The organism is Exiguobacterium aurantiacum (assembly GCF_001766415.1).
Taxonomy (GTDB): domain Bacteria; phylum Bacillota; class Bacilli; order Exiguobacteriales; family Exiguobacteriaceae; genus Exiguobacterium; species Exiguobacterium aurantiacum_A.
The window spans coordinates 78,131-103,288 of sequence record NZ_MKXO01000004.1; the positions used below are offsets into that span (position 1 = coordinate 78,131).

General features: G+C 52.3%; 26 protein-coding genes and 1 pseudogene. 14 read left to right on the forward strand and 13 right to left on the reverse strand.

Annotated features, from left to right (window positions below; all coding sequences use genetic code 11):
• Window positions 1-16: 16 nt before the first annotated feature.
• A complete protein-coding gene (locus BJU60_RS09535) occupies window positions 17-892 on the reverse strand; it encodes a hypothetical protein (protein WP_070328656.1) in 876 nt (291 codons plus the stop codon).
• A gap of 273 nt (window positions 893-1,165) precedes the next feature.
• Here BJU60_RS09535 and BJU60_RS09540 point away from each other — a divergent pair, with 273 nt between their 5' ends.
• The 7 genes from BJU60_RS09540 (at window position 1,166) to BJU60_RS09570 (ending at window position 6,894) form a co-directional block, all read left to right on the forward strand.
• Entirely contained in the window at window positions 1,166-1,522 is a 357-nt protein-coding gene (locus BJU60_RS09540) for a flagellar protein FlaG (RefSeq protein ID WP_070328657.1), read from the forward strand.
• A 12-nt stretch (window positions 1,523-1,534) separates the two neighbouring features.
• Window positions 1,535-3,214: a flagellar filament capping protein FliD gene (gene fliD, locus BJU60_RS09545; RefSeq protein WP_070328658.1), complete on the forward strand. Its 1,680-nt coding sequence runs from the start codon at window positions 1,535-1,537 to the stop codon at window positions 3,212-3,214.
• 14 nt (window positions 3,215-3,228) lie between these two features.
• Window positions 3,229-3,603, forward strand: coding sequence for a flagellar export chaperone FliS (gene fliS, locus BJU60_RS09550; protein ID WP_070328659.1), 375 nt, complete (start codon window positions 3,229-3,231; stop codon window positions 3,601-3,603).
• Window positions 3,600-3,953, forward strand: coding sequence for a flagellar protein FliT (locus BJU60_RS09555; RefSeq protein WP_070328660.1), 354 nt, complete (start codon window positions 3,600-3,602; stop codon window positions 3,951-3,953). The genes fliS (BJU60_RS09550) and BJU60_RS09555 overlap by 4 nt, the downstream gene beginning before the upstream one ends.
• Before the next feature lie 104 nt (window positions 3,954-4,057).
• Complete coding sequence (locus BJU60_RS15335) at window positions 4,058-5,686, forward strand: flagellin (protein WP_254281685.1); 1,629 nt, start codon at window positions 4,058-4,060, stop codon at window positions 5,684-5,686.
• Between the two features lie 228 nt (window positions 5,687-5,914).
• Complete coding sequence (locus BJU60_RS09565) at window positions 5,915-6,100, forward strand: hypothetical protein (RefSeq protein ID WP_016508670.1); 186 nt, start codon at window positions 5,915-5,917, stop codon at window positions 6,098-6,100.
• 152 nt (window positions 6,101-6,252) lie between these two features.
• The gene (locus BJU60_RS09570; RefSeq protein ID WP_070328662.1) at window positions 6,253-6,894 is read left to right on the forward strand and encodes a hypothetical protein; all 642 of its coding nucleotides are present in this window, start codon (window positions 6,253-6,255) and stop codon (window positions 6,892-6,894) included.
• 35 nt (window positions 6,895-6,929) lie between these two features.
• Here the strand turns inward: BJU60_RS09570 and BJU60_RS09575 are convergent, their stop codons facing one another.
• The 12 genes and pseudogenes from BJU60_RS09575 to BJU60_RS09625 form a co-directional block, all read right to left on the reverse strand.
• The gene (locus BJU60_RS09575; protein WP_070328663.1) at window positions 6,930-7,673 is read right to left on the reverse strand and encodes a MurR/RpiR family transcriptional regulator; all 744 of its coding nucleotides are present in this window, start codon (window positions 7,671-7,673) and stop codon (window positions 6,930-6,932) included.
• 85 nt (window positions 7,674-7,758) lie between these two features.
• Entirely contained in the window at window positions 7,759-9,117 is a 1,359-nt protein-coding gene (locus tag BJU60_RS09580) for a 6-phospho-alpha-glucosidase (RefSeq protein ID WP_070328664.1), read from the reverse strand.
• Window positions 9,118-9,134: 17 nt separating this feature from the next.
• Window positions 9,135-10,637 carry a PTS transporter subunit EIIC gene (locus BJU60_RS09585; protein ID WP_370252124.1) on the reverse strand — a complete coding sequence of 501 codons (1,503 nt, stop codon included), beginning with the start codon at window positions 10,635-10,637 and terminating at the stop codon, window positions 9,135-9,137.
• 331 nt (window positions 10,638-10,968) lie between these two features.
• Window positions 10,969-11,196 (reverse strand): DUF1572 family protein, encoded by a 228-nt coding sequence (locus BJU60_RS15475; RefSeq protein WP_367946377.1) that lies wholly within the window; start codon window positions 11,194-11,196, stop codon window positions 10,969-10,971.
• Window positions 11,184-11,468: pseudogene (locus tag BJU60_RS15480) on the reverse strand (DUF1572 family protein); the annotation flags it as partial. The pseudogene BJU60_RS15480 and the gene BJU60_RS15475, both read right to left, overlap by 13 nt.
• A gap of 281 nt (window positions 11,469-11,749) precedes the next feature.
• A complete protein-coding gene (locus tag BJU60_RS09595) occupies window positions 11,750-12,415 on the reverse strand; it encodes a DUF2225 domain-containing protein (RefSeq protein WP_070328666.1) in 666 nt (221 codons plus the stop codon).
• Window positions 12,416-12,423: 8 nt separating this feature from the next.
• On the reverse strand, window positions 12,424-12,867 hold the full coding sequence (locus BJU60_RS09600) for a YaaR family protein (protein ID WP_016508634.1): 444 nt from the start codon (window positions 12,865-12,867) through the stop codon (window positions 12,424-12,426).
• A 22-nt stretch (window positions 12,868-12,889) separates the two neighbouring features.
• Window positions 12,890-13,714 (reverse strand): flagellin, encoded by an 825-nt coding sequence (locus BJU60_RS09605; protein WP_070328667.1) that lies wholly within the window; start codon window positions 13,712-13,714, stop codon window positions 12,890-12,892.
• Window positions 13,698-14,078 carry a flagellar export chaperone FliS gene (gene fliS, locus BJU60_RS09610; RefSeq protein ID WP_070328668.1) on the reverse strand — a complete coding sequence of 127 codons (381 nt, stop codon included), beginning with the start codon at window positions 14,076-14,078 and terminating at the stop codon, window positions 13,698-13,700. The genes BJU60_RS09605 and fliS (BJU60_RS09610) overlap by 17 nt, the downstream gene beginning before the upstream one ends.
• Entirely contained in the window at window positions 14,075-14,365 is a 291-nt protein-coding gene (locus BJU60_RS09615) for an EscU/YscU/HrcU family type III secretion system export apparatus switch protein (RefSeq protein ID WP_035386013.1), read from the reverse strand. The genes fliS (BJU60_RS09610) and BJU60_RS09615 overlap by 4 nt, the downstream gene beginning before the upstream one ends.
• Window positions 14,366-14,374: 9 nt before the next feature.
• Window positions 14,375-16,090 (reverse strand): hypothetical protein, encoded by a 1,716-nt coding sequence (locus tag BJU60_RS09620; protein ID WP_254281686.1) that lies wholly within the window; start codon window positions 16,088-16,090, stop codon window positions 14,375-14,377.
• 92 nt (window positions 16,091-16,182) lie between these two features.
• Window positions 16,183-16,689, reverse strand: a complete 507-nt coding sequence (locus BJU60_RS09625; RefSeq protein ID WP_236633350.1) for a competence protein ComK — start codon at window positions 16,687-16,689, stop codon at window positions 16,183-16,185.
• Between the two features lie 260 nt (window positions 16,690-16,949).
• Between BJU60_RS09625 and cspD the strand changes: the two genes are divergently transcribed.
• The 7 genes from cspD to BJU60_RS09660 all read left to right on the forward strand — a co-directional run bounded on the left by cspD (window position 16,950) and on the right by BJU60_RS09660 (window position 24,938).
• On the forward strand, window positions 16,950-17,147 hold the full coding sequence (gene cspD / locus BJU60_RS09630; RefSeq protein ID WP_035386012.1) for a cold-shock protein CspD: 198 nt from the start codon (window positions 16,950-16,952) through the stop codon (window positions 17,145-17,147).
• Window positions 17,148-17,472: 325 nt separating this feature from the next.
• On the forward strand, window positions 17,473-18,033 hold the full coding sequence (hpf, locus tag BJU60_RS09635; RefSeq protein WP_016508657.1) for a ribosome hibernation-promoting factor, HPF/YfiA family: 561 nt from the start codon (window positions 17,473-17,475) through the stop codon (window positions 18,031-18,033).
• 141 nt (window positions 18,034-18,174) lie between these two features.
• Window positions 18,175-20,697 carry a preprotein translocase subunit SecA gene (secA, locus tag BJU60_RS09640; protein ID WP_070328671.1) on the forward strand — a complete coding sequence of 841 codons (2,523 nt, stop codon included), beginning with the start codon at window positions 18,175-18,177 and terminating at the stop codon, window positions 20,695-20,697.
• A gap of 54 nt (window positions 20,698-20,751) precedes the next feature.
• Window positions 20,752-21,852 carry a peptide chain release factor 2 gene (gene prfB / locus BJU60_RS09645; RefSeq protein ID WP_070328672.1) on the forward strand — a complete coding sequence of 367 codons (1,101 nt, stop codon included), beginning with the start codon at window positions 20,752-20,754 and terminating at the stop codon, window positions 21,850-21,852.
• 61 nt (window positions 21,853-21,913) lie between these two features.
• Window positions 21,914-22,771: a YitT family protein gene (locus BJU60_RS09650; RefSeq protein ID WP_070328673.1), complete on the forward strand. Its 858-nt coding sequence runs from the start codon at window positions 21,914-21,916 to the stop codon at window positions 22,769-22,771.
• A 107-nt stretch (window positions 22,772-22,878) separates the two neighbouring features.
• The gene (gene cccB, locus BJU60_RS09655) at window positions 22,879-23,214 is read left to right on the forward strand and encodes a cytochrome c551 (RefSeq protein ID WP_070328674.1); all 336 of its coding nucleotides are present in this window, start codon (window positions 22,879-22,881) and stop codon (window positions 23,212-23,214) included.
• Window positions 23,215-23,318: 104 nt separating this feature from the next.
• Window positions 23,319-24,938, forward strand: coding sequence for a BCCT family transporter (locus tag BJU60_RS09660; RefSeq protein ID WP_070328675.1), 1,620 nt, complete (start codon window positions 23,319-23,321; stop codon window positions 24,936-24,938).
• The last annotated feature ends 220 nt before the right edge of the window (window positions 24,939-25,158 follow it).

A 25,158-nucleotide genomic window follows, 5' to 3' on the forward strand; every position in this document is an offset into this window, starting at 1 on the left:
GAGGGACGGACATTTTTTAATACGCATAGGAAAATATTTCTTCTTTCAAGTGATTCTTTTTGATGTCTTGCCATTTATACACCACGGACCAATACGTGCGGTCTAATTGTTGAGCGATTGCGGCATCCGTCATTCCGTTCTGTTTCGCTTTAATGATAAAGTCGATTTCTTCAGCTGTGTAATCGTTTTTTGCTTTTGAAGCGATGACGGTCATTTCCGGATACTTCTCGCGTTCAAGTTTCAACCGATAATCCCAGTCGAGCTTCTTTCTCATTATTGGTATGGCGTAAGCGTAAGAAGAAAATTCATTTAAAAAGCGGATGGCTTCTTCTGTTTTCTGGATGCGTAGTGTATAGAAATGACCATCTGAACGGCGACTCAATACAAATCGATGATGAAACGTGCGCTCTATAAACTCACTTAACATTTCGAGCTCCTCTGGATAAAAGGCTTGAAGATAAAGATAAATATGGGGAGTAATAATCATTTGGTTCAGTCTTGATCGGGTCGACTTCGTCAGAGAAAGGCTTCCGTCGTCTAAGTACAATGCAAGCAAAAATACGGGATGAGTACAGTCCTCTAACAAATGAACCGGAATCCGTTTTTTCCGTTCGTCATAACATTGTTCCCGTAGCCAGGTGAAGAGTTCATCTTTTCTCGAAAAAAGTTCCGCGCTTGTTCCTGTCTTTCTGACTCTGATTCCTTCGAAAATCCGGGGTGCGGTTTTTAATTTCCACTCCCGATACTCCATCTGCTTGACTGAAAAATGTTCGCGATATTGGAGTCCATTCTTTGGAGCCACTTTTGCTTTCGTTCGCGTTATTGATCCGTCCCCTAGTAGCGTTCCTAACAGCAAACTTTTCTCAAATACGGTCAGTTCTTCCCACTTCATGTTCATCTCTCCTTCGCGCATAAATTATTCTATTCTTCAATTCCCGATATATCTCGTAGTTAGTCCGAACGCCAATGCAGAAAAAGAGACAGGTTAGCAGAAGAAAGATGTTTAGAATTTTTAGGACTGTCTTATTGTATAGAGAGTTGGTACCTAAGGAATTAAATTGAAGTTTTAACTTGTAAATGAGCTTTCATTCGCATAAAAACTGAAAAGAATGAGGCGTTGAACCGATATAGTACGTGAGAACAACTATAAGAGGAGCAGAAGCTTATGAATCCGACCATCTCTGAAGTCCGGCTTCACCTACCTTCTTCTGTACTGCCGTATGAACAAACGAAAAACGTGTTCGTCGAAGCGAATCATGCTCGTCTCGCTGATGAAGGTATCGTAATTCTACCGACGCCCCAACACGTCACCAAGTTAGAGACGGCCGTCGAGAAGGCGAATCTTGTATTAGATCAACAACGTACCGGTCTTAAATTTATGAAACACGAAAAATTGAACGACTATTATATTCAAATCGTGGATACGAACAACGAAGTCATCCGTGAGATTCCAAGCAAGAAGTCACTCGACTTCTTCGCAGCGTTCATGGAGTTCAACCAACTGTTCGATGAACGTGTCTAAAGGAGGCTAACTATGACATCACCAATCCGATTTGGCGGGCTCGCCAGTGGAATTGATACTGATACAATCATTAAACAGTTAATGCAAGTCGAACGGGCACCGGTCGACAAGCTCGAACAAAAAAAACAGACAACTGAATGGAAACGCGACGCCTACCGTGAAATCAACCGCTCGCTCATGTCAGTTCGTAACAGTGCGGTCGATCTTATGTTCAGCCGTAACTTCTATGCGAAAACGTCTAGCTCATCCGATGAATCACGCGTCTCTGTCGTAGCCGGTCCGTCAAGCGGGAACACAGCGATTCGCATCGAATCCGTCAGCCAGCTTGCGACCGCGGCCACTCAAGTCGTGGAACCGGTTGATAAAAACGGAGTTAAAGTGACGAAAGCAACAAAAGTGGCAGACATGAATTTACAGTCTGCGACACAAGAAATTAAATTAAGTACGGCTACTAAAGAATGGACGCTCTCCCCGAAACCGAGGACTGGAGAAACGATTGCATTAAAAGATGCGACCAACAATCTAATTGCTGACACTAGCTACACTTACGATGGAGCGACCGGTAAAGTTACGATGAACGACGGCTCGGATGTCCCTACAGGCACGACAGCTACTTATACATCTGGCTACCAAATTCAAATCCGCTCTGTCGAGGACGGAGACTTTAAAACAATCAAAGTGGCAGAAGACGCGACGATGGAAAACCTGGTTACTGCCTTAAACGGAAAAGACTCTGGGATTTCTGCTTTCTTCGAACCGACTTCTGGAAAACTATCACTTACTCAAAAACAAACTGGCGAAAAATCAATCATTGAGTTTGATGACATAACAAAAGCTGCTTTTAAGATAAATCTGGCAGCTCTTCCTCAGACAGGTGGGGATGCCAGTTTCATGGTGAACGGCATTCCGATGACGCAAAGTTCAAATACAGTCACGATTGACAATATGACTGTCACACTCAAATCTCAGTTTGTTGAGGCGCAAGGAGCCGTAACACTTTCGGCAGCCACTGACACGCAAAAAATCTTCGACAACATTAAAGGCTTCGTCGACAAGTATAACGAGACGATTGATTTGATGAATAAGAAAGTCAAAGAAGATCGTTTCCGTTCATTTGCACCGCTCACACAAGCGCAACGCGATGAATTGTCGGAAGACGAAATCAAGAAGTGGGAAGAGAAAGCGATGAGCGGGATGTTGCGCGGCGACACGATTGTTCGTGGTGCAATGGACTCGATGCGCAGTAAATGGTCGAGCACGTCGTCTGCGACGAACGATGATGCGATGAAGCAACTGTTCCAAATCGGTCTCTCGACCGGTGCTGACTTCACGAACGGCGGGAAAATCGAGCTGAACGAAGAGAAGCTCAAGGCCGCCATCGAGAAAGATCCGGAGCAAGTGTATCAGCTATTTACGAATGCGGATAGTGGATTGCTTCCGCAAATTCGCGACGCCGCGACCAACTCACGGTCGTCCATCACACGGATTGCCGGTGCAGACGGTTCCGGTGCCCCGACGTACTCGATGGGCCGTGAGATGGCTCAAATCGATACACGGATCCAACGCTTGAACGATTTACTCGTCAATAAAGAAAACGCCTACTACCGTCGCTTCACGGCGATGGAGACGGCGATGAACCAAGCGAACTCACAAGCGGCATCACTGCAACAGTTTCTAGGCGGAGGCATGTAAGAGGAGGAATTTAAATGGTAGCCAACCCATATGCAGCATATCAAAACAGTGCGGTCACAACCGCGAATTCACAAGAACTCACGCTCATGCTGTATGACGGGGCGCTCAAGTTCACGCGTCTCGCCAAACTCGCGCTCGAGCAAGGCAATCCTGACTTGAAGAACACGAACATCCAAAAGACGCAAGCAATCTTCCAAGAGTTGCGTCTGACGCTCAATAAAGACATCGCCATCTCGGCGAACTTGGACTCGCTCTACGAATACTTGTGGCGCCGTCTCGTCGACGCGAACGTCAAGAACGACACGACGATCCTCGACGAAGTGCTCGACTTCACGACCGAACTCCGCGACACGTGGAAGGAAGCGATGAAACTCGCGAAACAAGGATGAGACCGATCGATGAGATCATTCTCAAAACGCAACGGCTGAAAGACTTGCTGGCGCAAGTGCCGGAAGAGCCGACGTATGACACCTGGATGGATCAGATCCATGAACTGCTTGACGACCGCGAACAGCTGCTGTCGGCGCATGGCCCTGACTTAGAAGCGGCCGATCAGACCGTCATCCGTCAGCTCGTCGACGACAGTCAAAAGATCGCCCGGTTGATCGAAGCCGAGCATCAACGGCTTGGGATGACGCTCGGGACGACGCGGCAAGAGCGGAAGACGGTCAAGTCGTACGTCGATCCGTACGAAGACGTCGACTCGAACTTCTCTGGATTATTTGATCAACAGACATGAAAAGACGCTGATTTCATCAGTGTCTTTTTTTATTTCAATAAAACATTGATGTGACGTTAAAAAAATGAACTTCCATCCGATAATATTAATGGAATGATATGGATATGAAACATTATGAATGGGATGTTATGGAGGGGATTCTTATGATTATCAAAAATAACGGCAATGCAAACCAAGCGTTACGTCAATCACAAATAAATACGGGCCAAGCTGGTAAAGCTATGCAGAAGTTATCTTCTGGACTTCGAATTAATCAAGCTGCAGATGATGCTGCAGGACTAGCAATTTCCGAAAAAATGAGAGCTCAAATTCGAGGACTCGATCAGGCTGCTAAAAATGCTGTAGATGGAATTAGTTTGATTCAAACAGGAGAAGGTGGATTAAATGAATCTCATTCAATCCTACAACGCATGCGTGAACTTGCCGTCCAGTCTGCGAATGATACGAATAATCAGACTGACCGAAGTGCAATTCAACAAGAGTTCAATGAAATGACTACTGAATTAAACCGAATTGGGAACCAGACATCTTTCAATACTAAATCTATTCTTAACGGATTGAATGGTATCGCAGGAGAGTCACTTGTCACACATAGCATTCCAGGGACTCCAGGTGCGATTCGAGGAATTTACACAGTTAGCATTGATACAGCTTCATTGAATATGAACGATGTTGTTCGAGTTGATGGATATACGTTCTTAAAATCTTCTAACAATCCACTATTGCAAGGTGAGTTTAATGATTTATCGACTTTGACCACTGCGATTCGTTCTGTGTCTGACTTAAATACTCGCTACACTGTGCAGATGGCAGGAACTCCGACTCCGAGTGGGCTCGTGTTTGAGCATCGAACGGGACAAGAGTCTTGGTCTTCACCGAATATTGGAATTATTAAATCACCAAATCCATACGTTAATTTACCAGTTAATACAATCAGGCCAGGAAGAGGTGGCAATCAACCGATTCCAGGAGAGTTTGAAATTTATGAACAAGACATTATGCCTTTAAAACCGGGAGAAATGGTTAAAGTGGAGTGGATAGGAAAGTCATCTTACGACAACCGCGAAATAGAACTAACGTTTGTACCTGATGCGCCAGTTCAATCAGGAGGGAATGTGCGAAGTTTTACAGAATTAATGAGTGAAGTCAGTAGCGCCGTATCACCTCATATGAGTCATACTTCGTGGACGAACCCGATTAAATTAGGGGAAACATATACTCATGAAGGCACGTATCAGCAATTGAAATTAACGCGTGGAGGTAAAGCGATAGCTCTTCAAATTGGTGCAAACACTGGTCAATCTATGCAATTAGACATGAATGATATGAGAGCTGCACGAATTGGATTGACCTCTACAGTAAAAGGCGAGGCGGGCTTCACATCTGAACGTGTCGTGCAGAATCGTGAAGGAGATCGAGCAGCAGAGTACGCATTAGACATTACAACGCAGGCTGGTGCCAGTCAGGCAATCGGTAAAATTGATCAAGCGATTCAACTTGTGTCTGCTGAACGATCAAAGATGGGTTCTTGGCAAAATCGACTAGATCACGTAATGACAAACGTTACGGTATCCGCTGAAAATCTCCAAGCTGCCGAATCACGGATTCGAGATGTAGATATGGCAAAAGAAATGATGGCATTCACAAAATCGAATATTTTGGGTCAGGCCTCTCAGGCAATGATCGCCCAAGCCAATAAACAGCCAGAAGCTATTCTTCAACTTCTTCGTTAAATAAAGGTAAATAACAAAAGTTCGAAGGCGCGCCTTCGAACTTTTGTTATTTGGGAAGTCTTAGTTTACTAAGTATGAGAAGATTGCTGAAAAAGTGTTATTATTTCAACAAAAATGCAAACAAGTCTGTTTTCATATAAAATCGAGAAAATACCACTTTAACCGATAAATATCGGGTAAATACCACTATACCCGTTGCTTCTTTTCTGGAATGAGGAGGGAAACGAGATGAGTGAGAAAAAGGTAAAGCCTAAGTCATCGAAAGATCGTCGTTACTTCGTCTACGGTCCAGAAGGGGCGTACGATGAATACGTGGAACGGGACCCGAAACTCGAGGCTTACGTCGAAGATGACGCACCGATCGAGGAGAATCCTGACCCGTATGAAGAAGAAGACTTAAAAGCTCGAGGATAAATGTCAAGACCGAACAAGGCTCAATTGCGAGCCTTGTTTTTTATTGTGACGGGGTATGGACCTGTTGCTTTTTATTGCCCCGGTCAGGTGGATGAATCCGTTATGCTCGTTGTATCAACCATCACTCGTCACATAAAAAGGAGAGATTTTAAATGAACATGAAACGATACGGATTCCTATTTGCCTTACCACTCGCGCTACTCGTCGGCTGCGGGGAGGCGGACGAATTGAAAACGATGGCAACCGAAACAAAAGAAGTCGCGGTAGCAGAAGAAGCGAAAGAATCCGCTGCACAAGAAGAAATGGAAACGAAAGATGAGGCTGAAGTGCAAGACAGTGAGCTTGGGGCGAACACAATCTACATGAAGAACAAAGCGCTCGACATTCAAGAGACGATTGCTTCCCTGACGTTTACCATCGATAAAGTGCAGACGTCACGGCTCCAAGTCGCAGAAGCGTATCGTGATTCGTTCGAAGGCCGAGAAGAAGTGACGGTCGTCGCCGTCAACGCCATCGTTGAAAACACGGTCGACGATACAGTCAGTTTCCATCCGAACCAAGCGACGCTCGTCACGAACACAGGGGAGCAAGTGACGGCCGACATGTGGTTCTCGGATGACGTCGGTGGCGAGTTCCTCGGCAAAGTGAAAAAAGAAGGGAACATCCTCTTCTTCGTCAAGGCGCTGCCGGAAGAGTTGACCGAATTGAAACTTGTCGTCGATGGACCGTTCGACGCCGATTATAATTCAATCGGAGAAGATCGTTACGAGTATACAATCAACGTTGAGAAATGATGAATGGTCGCGCCAGAAGACTGGTGCGACCATTGTCAGCGATGAAGGAGCATCTCCATCACGAGTAATAGATTTGAATCGTAAGAAGAAGCCGCCTTCGACTCTTCTCGTTGATCGTCATAAATAGGAATATGTACGGAAGCGAGATCACCCAATCGATTCTTCGTCGCGCGCGTGAAGGCGATGACGGGGATGTCGTGTTGTTTGGCGATCTGTGCCTTCTCGAGCACCGATTCGGTCTCGCCACTACGTGAGAAGGCGATGAACAGATCTTGGTGTTCAATATGGGCGAGAAACAGGCTGCGGCTGTCCCCGGCCGAACTGACCCATGCTTGCTTCTTTAGTAAATGTAACTTCTTCGCCATGTACTCGGCAAAAAAAGTCGAGAATCCAGCTCCATATAAGAAAATCGATCGACTTTCGTCCAGCAAACGATGGAAGGCGAGGGTCTGCTCGGAGATCAACGTATTCGTCCGCTCGAAATTGGTCAAAAACATTTTAAATTGGTCGTCCCACGCTTCAAAGTGAGTCGTTTGCGTTTGATGCAATGTTGGCTGCTGTCCTTTCAAGAAAAACAGGAATTCGCTGTAACCTTTAAATCCCAGCTTTTTGCAAAGACGGATAATCGTCGCAGGTGACGTGTAGCAACGTGCCGCCAGTTCACGAATGTTCATCTCGCGCACGAGGGAGACGTTTTCGGCAGCGAACAGCAAGACGCTATACTCCATCTCCGTCAAACGGTTTTTCCCTTTTAACAAATCCCATACGGATGGTTCCATCGTCCATCTCTCCTTTCACACTATCTCATCATAAGCGAGTGGAACGAAAAAAAGAAGCAGTCCCCGTGAAGGACCGCTTCTTTCGTCAATTGCGGACGAGAGGTTGTTTGGGCTCAAGAACTGGCCAAAAACCTGAATTCGCCTCGATCATCTCATCTAAAATCTCTTTGGCGTGACGGGCCGACGGGACCGTCTTGTTCAACGTGAACGCCTGTAGCGCTTTTTCGTAAGATCTCTCGATCGTCGCTTCGACGAGCAGCTTCTCACTGGCGAGCTGTTGCTCCATCAAGCCTTTATAGAAGAGCGGGATGTGGCCGACACGAATCGGCTCTGGACCGTGTGACGTGATGTAAGCCGGAACTTCGACCATCGCATCGTCCGGGATGTTGGCGATGGCGCCATTGTTCTCGACGATGACGAGGTGACGTTCGCGGCGGTCGAACGCGAGCGAGATGGCGACATCGACGATGAAAATTCCATGGACGCCGACGTGGAACGCTTCAGGCATCTCGCCTGTTTCGTCGAACGTGCGGATAGCCTCGAATAGTGTCTTCTCTCGACCCGCCATCACCTCGTTGGCACGGGTGTGCTCAGGATTCGACCCTTCGACGATATCCGTGCTCATCAAGTAGTACTGCATGTATGGATTCGGGATATATTCCGGGAAGTAATCCATGAGCGGTTTGATGTTCTTATACGTCTTCACCCATGAAGGATCTGAATGTTGTACGTCGATCACCGAGATGTCTTCGGTCAATAAACCGAACTTAGCGATATGTTCCCGTAGTTCAGGCAACTTGTCTTCCCCGTCGACGAACACTTCCGTGAACCAGCCGAAGTGGTTGAGGCCGAAATAGTTGACCGTCAAATCTTCACGTTCGACCCCGAGCACGGCGGCCATGTTGCGCATCACGCCGACCGGCATGTCACAGATGTTGAGCACTTTCGCAGTTGGGCGTAAGCGACGAATGCCTTCGGCGACGATTGCGGCTGGGTTTGAGTAGTTAATGATCCATGCGTCGTTCGCGTAAGCCTCGACGAAGTCGATCAACTCTATCATTGGTTCGATCGTGCGAAGACCGTAGGCGAGTCCGCCTGGCCCACACGTCTCCTGACCGACGACTTGATGACGGAGTGGGATTTTTTCATCATGCTCCCGCATCTTGTATTTGCCGACCCGCATTTGGGCAAACACGTAATCCGCATCTGTGAACGCTTCCTTCGGGTCTGTCGTCACGGTGAGTTTCACTTGGTCGGTATGTTGATTGATGACATATTGAACGACTTTCGAGACGGCGAGTTGGCGATCGGCATCGATGTCGTACAGGCGAATTTCCTTGAGCGGGAATTCTTCGAGCCGTACCATCAGGCTTTTCACGATACCCGGTGTATAGGTGCTACCGCCACCGACGATTGTTAAGATGAAAGGTGATTGTTGTTTCATGTTCAAGTTCCTCCTTGTTATAATGCTTCTTCGACAGCATCCCGCATTTTCTTCACATGCAGACCGTATACGACTTGGATGTTGTCTCCTGATGTGATGACTCCTTTGGCCCCGGTCGAGAGCAGCGTCGGCTCATCGATCTTGCTCGTGTCTTTGACGATGACGCGTAAGCGTGTGTAACAATTGTCCACCGTGTCGATGTTGTCACGGCCGCCAAGACCATCGATGATGACGTGACCGACACCGAGGTCCGTCGCCGCTGCTTCGCCTGTCTGTTTGGCTTGGTAATCTTTTTTGTCGTAAAGTTTGATGTCTTCTGCTTCATCCCCACGGCCCGGTGTCTTCAAGTCGAGTTTCAGGATCAGCGTCCGGAAGACGATGAAATATACAGCTGACATGATGAGACCGACCAGGATATACATGTGCCAGTTCGATTTTTCAAGACCGAGCGGCAAATTGTACAGGACGAAATCGATGGCGCCATTGGCCCCGATTGCGTGGACGTCGAGAAGGTAATAGAGTGTCATCCCGAAACCAGTCAACACAGCATGGACGACGAAGAGCAACGGTGCCGTGAACAAGAACGCAAATTCGAGCGGTTCTGTTACTCCGAGTAAGAATGACGTCAAGGCGGCAGGGAAGAGGATGGCTTTCGCTGCATTCTTCTTAGCTGGTGACGCCGTGACGTACATGGCGAGAGCGGCAGCCGTCAAACCGAACATCTTGGCGATGCCTCGCGCATCCCAGACGGCAGTCGTGCTCAATTGCGTCACGTCCTGACAGGCCATCTCCGCGAAGTAGATGTTGCGGGCGCCATTATACACTTGTCCGCAAACTTCGGCCGTTCCGCCGAGCTCCGTATACAGGAACGGGGTGTAGACGAGGTGGTGTAGGCCGGTCGGGATTAAGACCCGCTCCAAGAATCCATACAAGAAGACCCCAAACGCACCAGCGCTCTTGATGAAGTAGGCCGAACTCGTGATCACGCTTTGCGCATAAGGCCAAACGAACGTCATGGCGAACCCGAGGACGATTGCGGTCGGAATCGCTAGAATGACGACGAATCGATGGCCAGAGTAAATGGCCATGACGCCTTCGAATTGAACACCGGAATACTTATTGTGCAGATAACCGACAAGTCCACCGATCAGGATTCCGGCGAAGACGCCCATCTCGAGAACTTGCACACCGAGAACCATTCCTTGGCCTGCAGCACGCATCGATTCCGCATCGGCCAAGTTCCCGGTCAGGCTGAGCGTTAAGTTCATCGCGTTCATGAAAATGATGAACGTGACAAGACCGGTCAACGCGGCGTAGCCTTTATCTTTTTTAGCGAGACCAATCGGAATACCGACCGCGAACACGAGTGCGAGGTTGACTAGGATTGCCACGGCACTGCCGGATAATAGTTGTCCGAATCCTTGGATATATGGATTGCTCAAAAATGGGACATAAGTCGCTAGGTTCCCGTTACCGAACATGTTCCCGAAGGCGATGAAAAGCCCGACGATTGGTAAAATGAGAACCGGAGCGAACAATGATTTTCCGAAGTCTTGCAATATGTTGACTGCTCGCTTCATAAACATCCATCCTTTGACATATCATTTTTGTAAGCGCTTTACAAATTGAATACTACCATGGGGAAAAGGGGAATCGAATAGGTAGCACGCACAAAAAAACACGTTTCAACGAATGAAACATGTTTCGCGTTTGTGAAGTAACATGCAAGGAAGGAAAAGGCTTGTCATAGGGATGATGCGCTTATGTCGGTACCCTATAAAAACAATGGGCTGGCGTCCGAACACCTGGTGACAGCGGACGCGTGTGGTGAACGCGACGAGCGCCGCCATGTCAGCGCTGATGCGGCAACGGAATCGTCAACACGTTCCAGGTCTCTCCGGCGAATACCTTCGCCAAGTAGACGATCTGGCCGACGTGATAGCTGTAGTGGGAGACTTGCTTCTCGATCGCCCAGATGACGCTCTTCTCTTCACCGCGGATGAACACGGTCTTACACCGATGTCGTCCGGTGTGAGGCTCGCCAAGACATCGTCTAACAGTTGCCAACGCTCGTCCCACGTCGCCATCAGCTCGGTGCGGGACAACTGTTGGTCCTCGAACTCGGCGTCGCGGTTCCGGTCCGGTTTCTCCCCGTCGGTCGTCAAGAAGTCGGTCCAACGTGATAACATGTTGTTCGAGATATGTTGCACGATGACGGCGAGCGAGAGCGTGTCCGGTGCGAGCACGCGATGCAGGTCGTCATCACTTACTTGATTGAGCGCGCTTTCTGCGAGCTGTTTCTGTTCTTGGAAGATGCTTCGTACTTCGGTTAGGTAACGTTGTTCAAACATATGACGTCCTCCTTTTCATTCATATAAACAATACCCCGAAAAATCTTCGGTGAAAACAATAGTAAAATAACGAAATGCGATTTATAATGGAGTAGAACCGTGCAAGACGCCACCGCGTGATCGGTTCTTGGGTGCCCTGTTTAGGTTTTGTCGCGAGTCAGATCGCGCGTATCTCCTTTCGGTTTGGGGGTTCATCCGTTAAGAGGGTCGATCGCGTTTGTCCGTGAGTGGATGAGCGCGGTTTTTTTGTATGCGAAAAGGGAAAGCCGCGGCTTTCCCTTTTAGGCGTGCTCGGCCCGAAAGTCTTCCCAATGATCCTTCGCTTGCGTCCGGATCCGTTCTGATACTTCCTTGCTGCCGAGCAAGATCCCGTACCAACGCCGGGCGTCCTCATACAGACCGAGGGCGGCCGACAAGTCGGCGATCCGCAACATGAGCTGATCGTACGGCAGGCCGGTCCGAATCTGGTCGGTATAGGCTTCCTGCACTTCGTTATATTTATCGAGCGTCCGCTGCATCCATTCCTTCTCGGCCGCCCCGTTCCCGATCAAGCGGTTCATCCAGACGAGACGCATCCCGAGCATGGCGACGACCGACGGCTTCTGTCCGCTCAGCTGCGCCGTCATGACGGCGAACTTGTACAGTTGGATGACGTGCTCGGGCGTGCGGTCGCCTTCGAGCGTCTCCGGGTTGACCCGGGACAAATAGTTCGTCTCGAGCGCCTCGCGGTTGTTTTTGCGGACTTTATCGAATGAGTCGTGGAAGACGAGGTGGCAATGGCTGCAGACGACCGGCTCATACAAGTACGGGTTTTCGCCGTCGTATGTCGTATAGCCGTCCTTCGCGACTTCTTGCGGCCGGATATGGCGCGATAAGATGCGTGGTGTCACACTTTCCTTCAAACAGTACGGGCATTTCACTTTCTTCGAAAACAAATGTTCAGCCATACGTCACCTCATACGTACACGTTGACGAGAAGTCCGCGGATCTCACCGACTTGGTCGAGGAGCGACAGGCGTGACGCTTCTCCTGAGATGACCTGGTCCGTCAGTGCGAGCAGTTTCTGGTCGACCTGCTCGACGATCTTATAGATCTTGGCTCGGCCCCGGCGGTTGAACCCGCGTTTGTCTTCGAGGCTGAGCGCCGCGTCAACGGCGTCTTTCATAAAGTCTTTGATCAATCGTTTATATTCGGTGAGCGACTCGACCGTCTGGCTCTCGGCGAGGAGCTCACCTTGATCGTGAATGGCCGCGATCTGGCGCTGGAAGCGCTCGTATTCGCGGTCTTCGCGTTTTTGTCCAATCACGTTCTGGAACGAGACGCCAGGTTCCGCGTCAGGCCGCTTGGCTTTGCCCGCGCCGTGAAGCGACTGGGTCTCCATAATTCGACGAATGTCCATCAGGCCTCGTCCTTTCTGTAAGTTAGTTCAACAATTGTAACACGCCTTGCGGCAACGCGTTCGACTGGGCGATCATCGCCATGCCGGACTGGTTCAAGATGTTGAGGCGGGCGAAGTCCATCATCTCGCGGGCCATGTCGGCGTCGCGGATGCGTGACTCAGACGCGGTCAAGTTCTCTGAACCGATCGTGACGACACCGATGTTCGCTTCCAACCGGTTTTGAATGGCCCCGAGCTTCGAGCGTTCGAGGGAGACGTCGTTGATCGCTTTATCGAACTTGGCGATGGCGTCGTTTGCGCCGCCTGGTGTCGTGACGTCGAGCCCGTCGATGCCGAGCGCTTCCGCGCGCATATCGGCGACGTTCAAGACGACGCCTTCACCGCTGCCGGCCCCGAGTTGGAAGAAGAGTGTCTCGTTCCCGGCGACATAGTCACCGTTCATGATCTTCTTCGAGTTGAACTCGGTCGACTCGGCGATGCGGGACACTTCTTCTGTCAAGGCACTGATCTCTTCTTGGATCGCTTTCGTATCGTCCGGGCTCAACGTCCCGTTCGCAGCTTGGACTGACAGTTCGCGCATGCGCTGCAGGAGCGAGTGCGTCTCGTTCATGCCGCCCTCGAGCGTCTGCGTGAGCGAGATACCGTCGAGCGTGTTGCGCTCGGCCATCGACAACGAGTCGAGGCGCATCCGCATCTTCTCGGAGATGGCGAGACCGGCCGCGTCGTCCGACGCCTTGTTGATACGGACGCCACTCGAGAGCCGGTCCATCGTCTTCTTCATCGTCGTCTGGTTGAGCGACAGCGACGTATAGGCTTTCAACGCTTGAATGTTATTGGTAATTTTCATAACGGTTTCCTCCTACGTGTGCGGGTTGGAGCCGGGCCTTTTCGATGGCCTCGTCCCACGTCATCTCTAAGTTGGTCGCGAGCGAGTGGAGCTCTTCGATTTTACCTAAGTCTTGTTCGATCAGCGCCTCGAGGCTGCCTTTCGCCATATACAAATACAATTCCTCGAGCTGGGCCGAGATGATGCCGCCGCCGTCATGAAGTCCTTGGTACAGTTTAGCGAGCAGTTCGCGCGCTTGGCGCAGATGACGGTTGCGCTCGGCAATCGTCGCGGTCAGCGCGGTCTCGTAATGGTAGGTGAGCGCGTGGAGCATCGCTTGCGTCAACTCCTCCGGGCTCATTTCATATAATCGGTTCGAATTCATGATTGTTCTCCTTTGATTGAGTCAAGTTCTTCTATTAAAAGCAGCACTTCGGCCATGACGTCATATAGTTCCGGCGGGATGGCATCCCCGAGGTCAAGGTCGAGCAGGTGGCCGAGGAGCGAATGGTCGTGCTCGATGGCCACACCGCGCGAGCGTGCCTCTTCCAAAATCTTGTCGGCGACGGCACCTGTGCCGCGGGCAACGATGACCGGGGCCCGGTCGGTCGTCTCGTCATAACGGACGACGGCGGCCGTCTTACGTTTCGTCAAATCCATGCGTTGATACATAAGGGCCTCCTAGATTCTAAAGTCATAGCCGGTCGTCTGTGTGCGCTCTGGTTCGACTTCGACTTTCTCGGCTTTCGTCAACGGGCGGAACTGGGTCGTCACGCTCCGGTAGCCGATCGCTTCGAGCGTCGTCTCGATCTTGCCGAGCAGCGGTCGCGCGATCCGTTCGACCGTCGGGTCATCATGTTCGAGTGTGAGCCGGAGGTTGCGGTCGAGTGCTTCGACTTTCACGCCGATCTCGCCTAAGCGAGGTGTCTCGAGCCGGATGTAGAGGACACTGTTCTCCCAATCGACGACGTCGCCGGCTTCCCGGTTTTGGATGTGGACGTGGATGCCGGTGTCGATCTCCTGGACTTTCCCCGGCAGGGAGAGCAGGAGCTGATGGAGCTGCCCGCCGTCGAGCCGGTTGATCGTCTGTTGGACTTGGAAGAACGAGGCGAGGCGCGCCGCTTCCGGTGACGCCGCCTCCGATCGGACCGATAGTGCCGATGCCTGCACGGCTTGCGACGTTTGTGCTTGCGCCTGTTGCGCGGCCGTCTGGACGCGCTGCGCCGTCTCTTGGACGTGGCGGCCTGACAGGTTGGCGTCAAGGCGGAGCGGTGTCACGTGGACCTCACCGGCACGAGTGGCGCCATGCGGGATGTATTCGACGCGGACCTGGTTCGGCACGTAGCGGAACTCGTTCAACGCCGTGCGCACGTCTTTGATGAGGGCGGCACTCTCGGCAGGCTTCGTCGACAACAGTGACAAGGCGACGTCGAGCTTCGCCGTCATCGCGACGAGCGTTTTCTCTTGCCTAGCGTCGGTATGTAACAGCGCGTCCGTCTTTTGGATGAGCTGCGTCAGACGCGTCCCGACCGTCTCTAAGGCAGGGCGGGCCAAATGCGGTTTGGTCTCGACGAGCGCCGCGACTTGTCCGAGCTGTTTCGTCACGGTCGCCTGTTCTGCGCGGAACGTGTTCGTCACGGCAGCGAGATGCGTCGTCACTTCCCTGACCACGACTTGGCGTCCGCCTACGGGCGGCAAGGCTTCCCTCGGTTCGGGACGGGCGGGTGGTGCGGCCGGGAGTTCTTTGATCAGCCGGTCGACCGTCTCCGGTGTCGGTGTGACCCGTTCTGTGGCCGGGCGCGACAAGTTGACGAGTTCGACGTAGCGCTCTTTTTGCGGGTACGGCGCGTCCGGTGTCGGCACCTTAAGTTGACGTTTCGCTTCATCTAATGAAGCGACCGCGATGTCACGGGCCACGTCCGGTTTGACGACGGGTGCGTCCATCGTGCGCAAGAACAAGACGGCGTCGCGCATGTCACCTTTGAAGACGGTCTCGAGCAAGCGGACCGTGTCCTCGTTCATAGGCAGGCGTCCCGATTGGATCAAGCGGCTGACGGCGCTCCGCACTTCGGGCGGGAGCGATGCGAGCAGCGCTTGGATTTTCGTATCGACTTTCGTCTCAGGTTTCGTCCCTTGCGCCGGTGCGTCCGTCGTCTCCGTTTCTTGTTTGACGACGACGGTCCCGAGCAACACCCCGTCCTCTTCGACGAGCATTAGTTGGAACGGGTTCGTCTTCGGCAGCCCGTCTTTGAACGTGACCTCGACTTGTTCGCCGCCGACCTTGACGATGGCCGTGTCAGGACCGGTCTGTTTGACGATTTCAGCTTTATAGACGCGGTTCATCTGGACACCCGCGTTCGCGGCTACGGTTGTAGCGAGTTGCGCTTGGATTTGCATTGTTGTCACCTCGACCAATATATCGACCTCTTTTTCAAAAAGTGAAGCAAAATCACCATAAAAAAACCTCCCGTCAAACGACGGAAGGCAGGTCAAGATTCGAGCGCAGGGCTCATGTTCAGTTGTTGGAACCGGGCGACTAATTCGCCGGTCGCTTTGATCTGGTTTTTTAAGACGTACGCGGTCGCGTTCGTCTGGATGCGGTGACCGTCTTTCGTGACGATCACGCCGTTCGGGGCACCCTCGACAGTCACGATGTCCCGAATGTGGGACCAGGCGTACCATTCGCAATCTTCACGTTTCGGCGATTTCGTCGGGAAGAAGACGAGTCCCGTCGTCGGTTCGATGACGACCGGCACTTTGCCTTTGACCCCGGCGACGCGTTTGGCGACGAAGATCCGTTCCTCGATCGAGCTGTTGTACTGGCGGCAAGAGAGCTGCAGCAACTGGTACGGCCGGAGCGGGGTCGAGATTTCGCTGCCGTCCTCGAGAATGATTCGCGATTGCTTCATCATGTCAAAGCAAGGCAGGATCGCCACGGTTCGCTTCGTGATGCGATATTTTTCCTCGGAATAGTAGGGGCGCATACGCTGCACCATCCTCCTCGTATTAGATTTTCAGGATCGGCCGATATTCAAAAAAGCACAAACCTAAATCATCCCTTCCATGATATATCACAAAAAATGTAAATTCAATAAGCCAATATGAAAAGTAGGGAAATATAATTCCAATGTAAGCCAAAAGACGATTCATTTACAAAATAGCAGAAAATGGTTGTATAGTGACCGAGAAGGTGGTAATATAGCTACTAGAGGGAAAGCCTCTGTATTCTTCAATGGTGAAAGGAATGGATTTGCACATGGTAGGTAAAGTAAAATGGTTTAACTCAGAAAAAGGTTTTGGTTTCATCGAGGTAGAAGGCGGCAAGGACGTTTTCGTACACTTCTCAGCAATCCAAACTGACGGCTACAAAGCTCTTGACGAAGGTCAAGAAGTTGAGTTTGAAATCGTAGATGGCGAACGCGGCCCACAAGCGGCTAACGTTGTAAAATTATAATTTCAAACCGTGAACCGGCTTCCTCGTGAAGTCGGTTTTTTGTTTTGTCTACATAGTATTTTTCTCTTAAGAAAACGAGTTTAAAAACGGTGATAACGGGTAACTTCTTTCTATACAACCGATTCGATTGCAGGCGTGAGCATCGGAACAAAATTGTCATTATTTTCTGATGATAACGTTTTCAAATAAACTGAATTCGGGGTATACTATATATGAGCCACCCGCTTCCGCTTTCTTTTTAAGAACTTTTTAAGCAATGAGGCAGGAGATTCGGTCCAAAATGACGAATCATTGGTTCAAGCGGTTATTTTAAGGAGGAGTTCAGATGATTTATAACATTCGCGGCGAAAACATTGAAGTCACACCAGCCATCAAAGACTATGTCGAGAAAAAGCTGGAGAAGTTGACTCGGTATTTCACAACTCCTACGGATGCACAGACGGCTTACGTCAACTTGAAAGTGTACAACGAAAAGCAAAAAGTAGAAGTGACGATCCCGATGACGAACTTATTGCTTCGCGCTGAGGAAACCAACCTCGATATGTACGCGGCAATCGACCTCGTCGTCGACAAATTGGAGCGTCAAATCCGTAAACACAAAACAAAGCTCAACCGTAAAGGACGCGCCAAAGAAGGCGGGATCGGCGAGTATTTCAAATCACTCGAAGGTTCTGAAGACATTCCTGCGTACGACGAGGACGAGGCAGAACTCGAACTCGTGCGGACGAAGCGATTCACGCTCAAGCCGATGGACACGGAAGAAGCGATCCTTCAAATGGACATGCTCGGTCACAGTTTCTTCGTCTTCTCAGACGCGGAGACCGGGAACACGAACGTCGTCTATCGTCGGAAAGACGGTAAATACGGCTTGATCGAACCTGAATAATCTAACTTTGAATTCACACGGCCCTCCGACTTGGAGGGCCGTTTCGTTTTGCCTTTCCTTGAAAGCGTGGGTCACTTCGGTTAAACTGTACATTAGGGAAAAAACATGCATTTTTGACTGAGTGCAGAGGAGATAAAACGTATGGCGAACTTTTTGAAAGATTTATTTGCTCCACAGAAACGAGTATTGAAAAAAGCAGAAAAAGCAGCCGACTTAGTCGAGTCATTCGCTGAGCCGACGAAGGCGTTGTCTGACGAAGCACTTCAGGCGAAGTCTGTCGAATTCCGTGAGCGTCTGGATAAAGGGGAAACGCTTGACGATATCCTTCCGGAAGCGTTCGCGGTCTGTCGCGAGGCGTCAGAACGCGTGCTCGGCATGCGTCACTACCGCGTCCAGCTCATCGGGGGCTACGTGCTCCATAACGGCGACATCGCCGAGATGAAGACCGGTGAAGGGAAGACGCTCGTCGCGACGCTCCCGGTTTACTTGAACGCCCTGACTGGCCGTGGCGTACACGTCGTGACGGTCAACGAATATTTGGCGAAACGTGACAAAGAACTCATGGAACCGCTCTACTTCGCGCTCGGCCTCTCGGTCGGACTGAACGTCTCGAACATGGACCGCGTCGAGAAGCAGGCGGCGTACAACTGTGACATCACGTACTCGACGAACAATGAACTCGGGTTCGACTACTTGCGTGACAACATGGTCCTTTATAAGGAAGACCGTGTTCAGCGTGAGCTCTACTACACGATCGTCGATGAAGTCGACTCGATCCTCGTCGATGAGGCGCGGACCCCGCTCATCATCTCAGGGTCGGCCCAAAAATCGACCGAGTTGTACACACGTGCCGACGCGTTCGTCCGGACGCTCAAGCTCGAAGACGACTACACGGTCGACGTGAAGACGAAATCGGTGTTACTCACGGACAAAGGGGTCGACCTCGCCGAGAAGTTCTTCGGCATCGACAACTTGTTCGCGATCGAGCACGTTTCGGTCAACCACCACGTCGGGCTCGCATTGCGTGCGAACGCCGTCATGCATCATGACGTCGACTACATGATCCGCGACGGCCAAGTCATGATCATCGACCAGTTCACAGGTCGGGTCATGGACGGACGCCGCTACTCGGAAGGTCTGCACCAGGCGATCGAGGCGAAAGAAGGCGTCGAGATTCAGCGGGAATCGATGACGCTCGCGACGATCACGTACCAAAACTACTTCCGGATGTATGAGAAGCTGGCCGGGATGACCGGTACGGCGAAGACGGAGGAAGAAGAGTTCCGTAACATCTACAACATGCAAGTCGTCACGATCCCGACGAACAAGCCGATCGTCCGTGAAGACGGTTCTGACCTCATCTTCAAGTCGATGGAAGGCAAGTTCAAAGCCGTCGTCGAAGAGATCGCTTCGGCGCACGCGACCGGACAACCGGTCCTCGTCGGTACGGTCGCGGTCGAGACGTCTGAGTATTTGAGCAAGCTACTCACGAAGAAGAAGATCAAACACGAAGTCTTGAACGCGAAAAACCACGCCCGTGAAGCCGAAATCGTCGAGAACGCCGGACAAAAAGGTTCGGTCACGATCGCGACGAACATGGCTGGACGCGGAACCGACATCAAGCTCGGCGAAGGTGTCATCGGGCTCGGCGGTCTTTACATCGTCGGTACCGAGCGCCACGAGTCGCGCCGGATCGACAACCAGCTCCGCGGTCGGGCCGGTCGTCAAGGCGACCCGGGTAAATCGCAGTTCTACTTGTCACTCGAAGATGAGCTCATGCGCCGCTTCGGGACCGACAGCCTCCAGAGCATGATGGAGCGCCTCGGCATGGACGACACGCAACCGATCGAGAGCCGCATGGTCTCGAAAGCGGTCGAGTCGGCTCAAAAACGTGTCGAAGGCAATAACTATGATGCCCGTAAACAGCTGCTCGGTTACGACAACGTCATGGCCGACCAACGGAAAGTCATGTATAAAGACCGGGCCAGCATCCTCGAGAACGAATCGGTCACCGATATCGTTCGCTCGATGATCCGTGAGACGGTCGAGATGGGCGTGGCGCAATACACGCCGCTCGAACTCGTGCCGGAAGAATGGAACATCGACGAGCTGGCGCACTGGGCCAACCAGACGCTCGCCCTCGAGAACGCAGTCGCCGGGAAAGACTTCTACGGCAAAGAACGCGAAGAGATCACTGAGCTGTTGCTTGAGCGGACGAACGCCCAGTACGAGGCGAAACGTCAACTCGCACCGCCGGACCGGTTCAACGAGTTCGAGAAGATCATCGTGCTCCGTGCCGTCGATTCGCACTGGATGGCGCACATCGACCATATGGACCAGCTTCGTCAAGGCATCCACTTGCGTGCTTACGGACAGAACGACCCGCTCCGTGAGTATCAGGCGGAAGGCGTCAGCATGTTTGACGCGATGAACGCGGCCATCTCGGAAGAAGTGACCGGCTTCGTGCTCCGTGCCGAGGTCGGCGACAACCTCCGACGCGAGAAAGTCGTCGAGGAGGAAGTGGCGGTGTCTGGCAAGGACGACGCACCGGTGAAGAAAAAACCGGTCCGCCGTTCAGAAGACCAACGCCTCGGGCGCAACGACCCGTGCTGGTGTGGTTCAGGCAAGAAGTTTAAAAACTGTCACGGCAAACAACAAGCTTAATTTTTGAAGAGGCGAGCCTGCTCGCCTCTTTCCTACGGAAAGGTGAATCTCACTATGGAAATTTCAGATATTCGGAACGAACTCGAGGCGATGGCAAAACGCCTCGAAAATTACAGACAATCGCTCAACTTAACAGAGAAACAGGCGCGCATCGCCGAGCTCGAGAACGAGATGACGTACCCGGACTTCTGGGACAGCCAAGAGAAGGCACAAAAAGTCATCGACGAGTCGAACGTGCTCAAAGCGATGGTCGACAAGTATCAAGAGCTCGCGGATGGTCACGAGGACGGCGAAGTCACGCTCGAACTCATCAAGGAAGAACCGGACGTCGAGATGCAAGGTGATCTCTCAGAGATGGTCATGGCGCTCAAGGCCGACTTCGACGCGTTCGAACTCGAGATCCTCTTGAACGGACCGTATGACGCGAACAACGCCATCCTCGAGCTGCACCCGGGTGCGGGCGGTACCGAGTCGCAAGACTGGGCCTCGATGCTTCTCCGCATGTATCAGCGCTTCGCGGACAAACAAGGTTGGAAAGTCGAGACGGTCGACTACCTCGCGGGCGAGGAGGCCGGCGTCAAGTCGGTCACGCTCCGCATCGTCGGGCATAACGCCTACGGCTACTTGAAAGCGGAGAAAGGGATCCACCGCTTGGTCCGGATCTCGCCGTTCGACTCGTCAGGCCGCCGTCATACGTCGTTCGTCTCGTGCGACGTCATGCCGGAATTCGATGACGATATCGAGATCGACGTCAGAACCGAAGACCTCCGCATCGACACGTACCGCGCGTCAGGCGCCGGCGGTCAGCACATCAACACGACCGACTCGGCCGTCCGGATCACGCACGTGCCGACGGGTGTCGTCGTCTCATGTCAGGCCGAGCGTTCGCAGATCAAGAACCGTGAAGCGGCGATGAAGATGCTCAAGGCGAAACTGTACCAGCGCGAACTCGATGAGCAGCAACGCAAGCTCGACGAGATCCGCGGTGAGAAGACAGACATCGGCTGGGGCAGTCAGATCCGTTCATACGTCTTCCACCCGTATGCGATGGTCAAAGACCACCGCACGAGTTATGAAGTCGGGAACACGAGCGGCGTCATGGATGGAGACATCATGGGCTTCATCGACGCTTACCTCCGTAAGACAAATATGTGATGCATGTGGCTCAAAGACGTCCGTCTTTGGGCCACGTTGTATGTAGAGGAGAATTTCTTTAATGAAGCAAATCGTCAAAGACTATATTTACTTATTGACCGGTTCCGTGTTCGTCGCCTCGGCGTTCAGTCTGTTCCTGTTCCCGAACAACATCGCCTCGGGCGGCGTCAGCGGGATCTCGATCATCACGTACGAGCTGTTCGGCATCTCGCCGGGGGCGTTCCAGCTCGTCTCGAACGTGTTGCTCCTCCTCGTCGGCTGGATGATCCTCGGACTCGGCTTCGGCGTCAAATCGCTCGTCGGCTCGATCTTCTTACCAGGTGTGATCTTGTTTTATGAAGCGATCGGTGCGGGCGCGGCGGTCGATGATACGCTGCTCGCGGCCGTGTTCGGCGGTGTCGGTGTCGGGATCGGCCTCGGGCTCATCTTCCGCGGCCGGGCCTCGACCGGCGGGATGGACTTACTCGCCCAGATCCTACATAAGTTCACCCACATCCCGCTCTATCTCTGTATCGCCATCCTCGACGGTACCGTCGTGATCGTCGCAGCCGTCACGTTCTCGTTCACGACGGGACTGTACGCGCTGATCGCCTTGTACATCACGATCAAGATGATCGACTTCGTCCAGCTCGGCTTCACGCAAGACAAGATGGCGTATGTCATCTCGGACAAGCGTGACGTCATCACGCGCGCCGTCTTCGACGAGCTCGACCGGGGCGCGACCGAGATCCAGGCGATCGGCGCCTATTCGCGTCTCGACCGGCCGATGTTGCTCGTCGTCGTCCGTCAGAACGAGGTGAGTCGGTTGAGAGACCTGATCCGCCGCATCGACCCCGACGCGTTCCTCATCTTCAGCGAGGCGCACGAGGTGATGGGCCAAGGTTTCACCTCAGATAAACGGTATAGCAACGTCCCGTGACATGTGGAATCTTTGTGTACTTTTCGTGAGATTAGGTTAAAGGCCTTGTCAAAACGGTTATAATGGATAATGTAGGCAATTTCTACAACTTAGGAGGGGAACCCTATATGAAGAAGTGGATGATGGCCATCGGCCTTGGCGCCATGCTCACGCTCGGTGCGTGCGGCGGCGGCGATGAAGAAGAAACGACAAGCAATGGGGATACGGGCTCGAACACGGCTTCAGTCGACGCGGAAGCGGTATACGCCCAAAACTGTGCGGCCTGTCACGGCGCGAACTTGGAAGGCATGAGCGGTCCGGCATTGACGGACGTCGGTGCACGCCTCTCGGCTGAAGACATCGAGAACATTATTCGAAACGGACAAGGCACGATGCCTGCGAACGTGATCGAGGACGACGAAGAGATCACAGCGGTCGCAGCTTGGCTCGCCGAGAAGAAGTGATCATCAGGACCACGGGATAACCGTGGTTTTTTTGCATTCCGCGTTTTAGATTGATCGAATTTTGGTAAGGAACGATAAAGACATTGAAACGGAGTGGATATGATGTGAAGACAAAACTGATTGATTGGCCGACGTTCATCGGTGCGTTCGTCCTGTTGCTGACGGTGACGTTGCCGCTCGTCTTTTTCCCGGAGACGGGGAAGGCATGGGTCGGCGCCGCCAACACGTTCATGACGACGAACTTTGGCATGTTGTATTTAGCGATGGGACTCGGCGCGTTCGGATTTTTGATCTTCGTCGCTTTCAGTGAAAATGGGCACGTCAAGTTAGGCGCTGAAGATGAGGAACCCGAGTTCAGCACGTTCTCTTGGGCGGCGATGTTGTTCGCCGCCGGGATCGGCTCGAGTATTTTGTATTGGTCGGTCATCGAATGGGTGTACTACTATCAAGGACCGCCGTTCGGTGTCACACCGGAGTCGACCGAGGCGATCCAATGGGCGACCGCCTACGGCATGTTCCACTGGGGGCCGATCGCTTGGGCGATCTATACGCTGCCGGCGCTGCCGATCGCTTACTTCTATTATGTACGCCGCAAATCGGTGTTGAAAGTGAGCGAGGCGGTCCGGCCCGTCATCGGCAAATGGGCGGACGGACCGGTCGGTAAAGTCATCGACATCTTGTTCATCTTCGGTCTTCTCGGCGGGGCCGGCACGACGCTCGCCCTCGGGACACCGATGATCGCCGAAGGGGTGAACGAGATCACCGGCATCCCGGTCACGCTCGGCATGCAGGCGGTCATCATGCTCATCTGTACCGTCATCTTCGCCATCAGCTCGTACGTCGGCTTGAAACGGGGCATCAAAGTGCTGAGCGATTTGAACATTTGGCTCGCCATCATTATCCTGACGTTCGTCTTCGCCTTCGGTCCGACCCGGTTCATTCTAGAGACGACGTTCAACGGGGTCGGCACGATGCTCGACAACTTCTTCTTGATGGCGACGTGGATGGAGCCGTTCGGCAACCTCGGCGGCTTCGAAGAGACAGGCTTCCCGGAATCGTGGACGGTGTTCTACTGGGCGTGGTGGCTCGTTTACGCACCGTTCGTCGGCCTGTTCGTCGCCCGGATCTCGCGGGGACGCACGATCCGCGGGATGGTCATCGGGACGATGGTGTACGGGACGTTCGGCTGTATCCTGTTCTTTGGGATACTTGGCAATTACGGGCTCTACCTCCACTTGACCGGTGCGTTCGACGTCATCTCGTATATGGACATGTACGGACCGCCGGCAACGATCATCGCCATTATCGGCCAGCTGCCGTTCGGTAAAGTCGTCGTCGCCGTGTTCACGCTCCTCGCGATCATCTTCCTCGCGACGACGTTCGACTCGTCTTCCTATATCTTGGCATCGGTCACGCAAAAGCATGTCGAAGAAGAGCCGCTCGTCTGGAACCGCCTGTTTTGGGCGTTCGCTCTCTGTATCATGCCGCTGACGCTCATGTTCCTCGGTGGGCTTGACACGTTGCAGACGGCGAGCATCGTCGGCGGATTCCCGCTCATCTTCATCATGGTGCTCCTCGCCTGGTCGTTCATGCGCGTCTCAAGCAAAGACATCCGGGCGTCGGAAGAGTATGAGTCACCGACGATCCACATCAAATACCGGAAACGGAAACGTTCACCGTTCGACGCGTTGAAAAAACGTCCGACCGATAAACGGAACGATTGAACATAGGCACTCGCCCCGGCGAGTGCCTATTTGAATGTGAGTTTCACCAAATGTGACCGCGACGTGAAACGGACGTTCAGTTCAACAATTTCACACCGAACTCAATCGAACTGAAACAATCCTGTAATGGTTATTTAAAATTCTGGTTGTTATAATTGTAGGCGCTCCTACTACTGAACCGGATAAACCTTGGCCCGTTCCGAAACTTGGACGGTGCCTT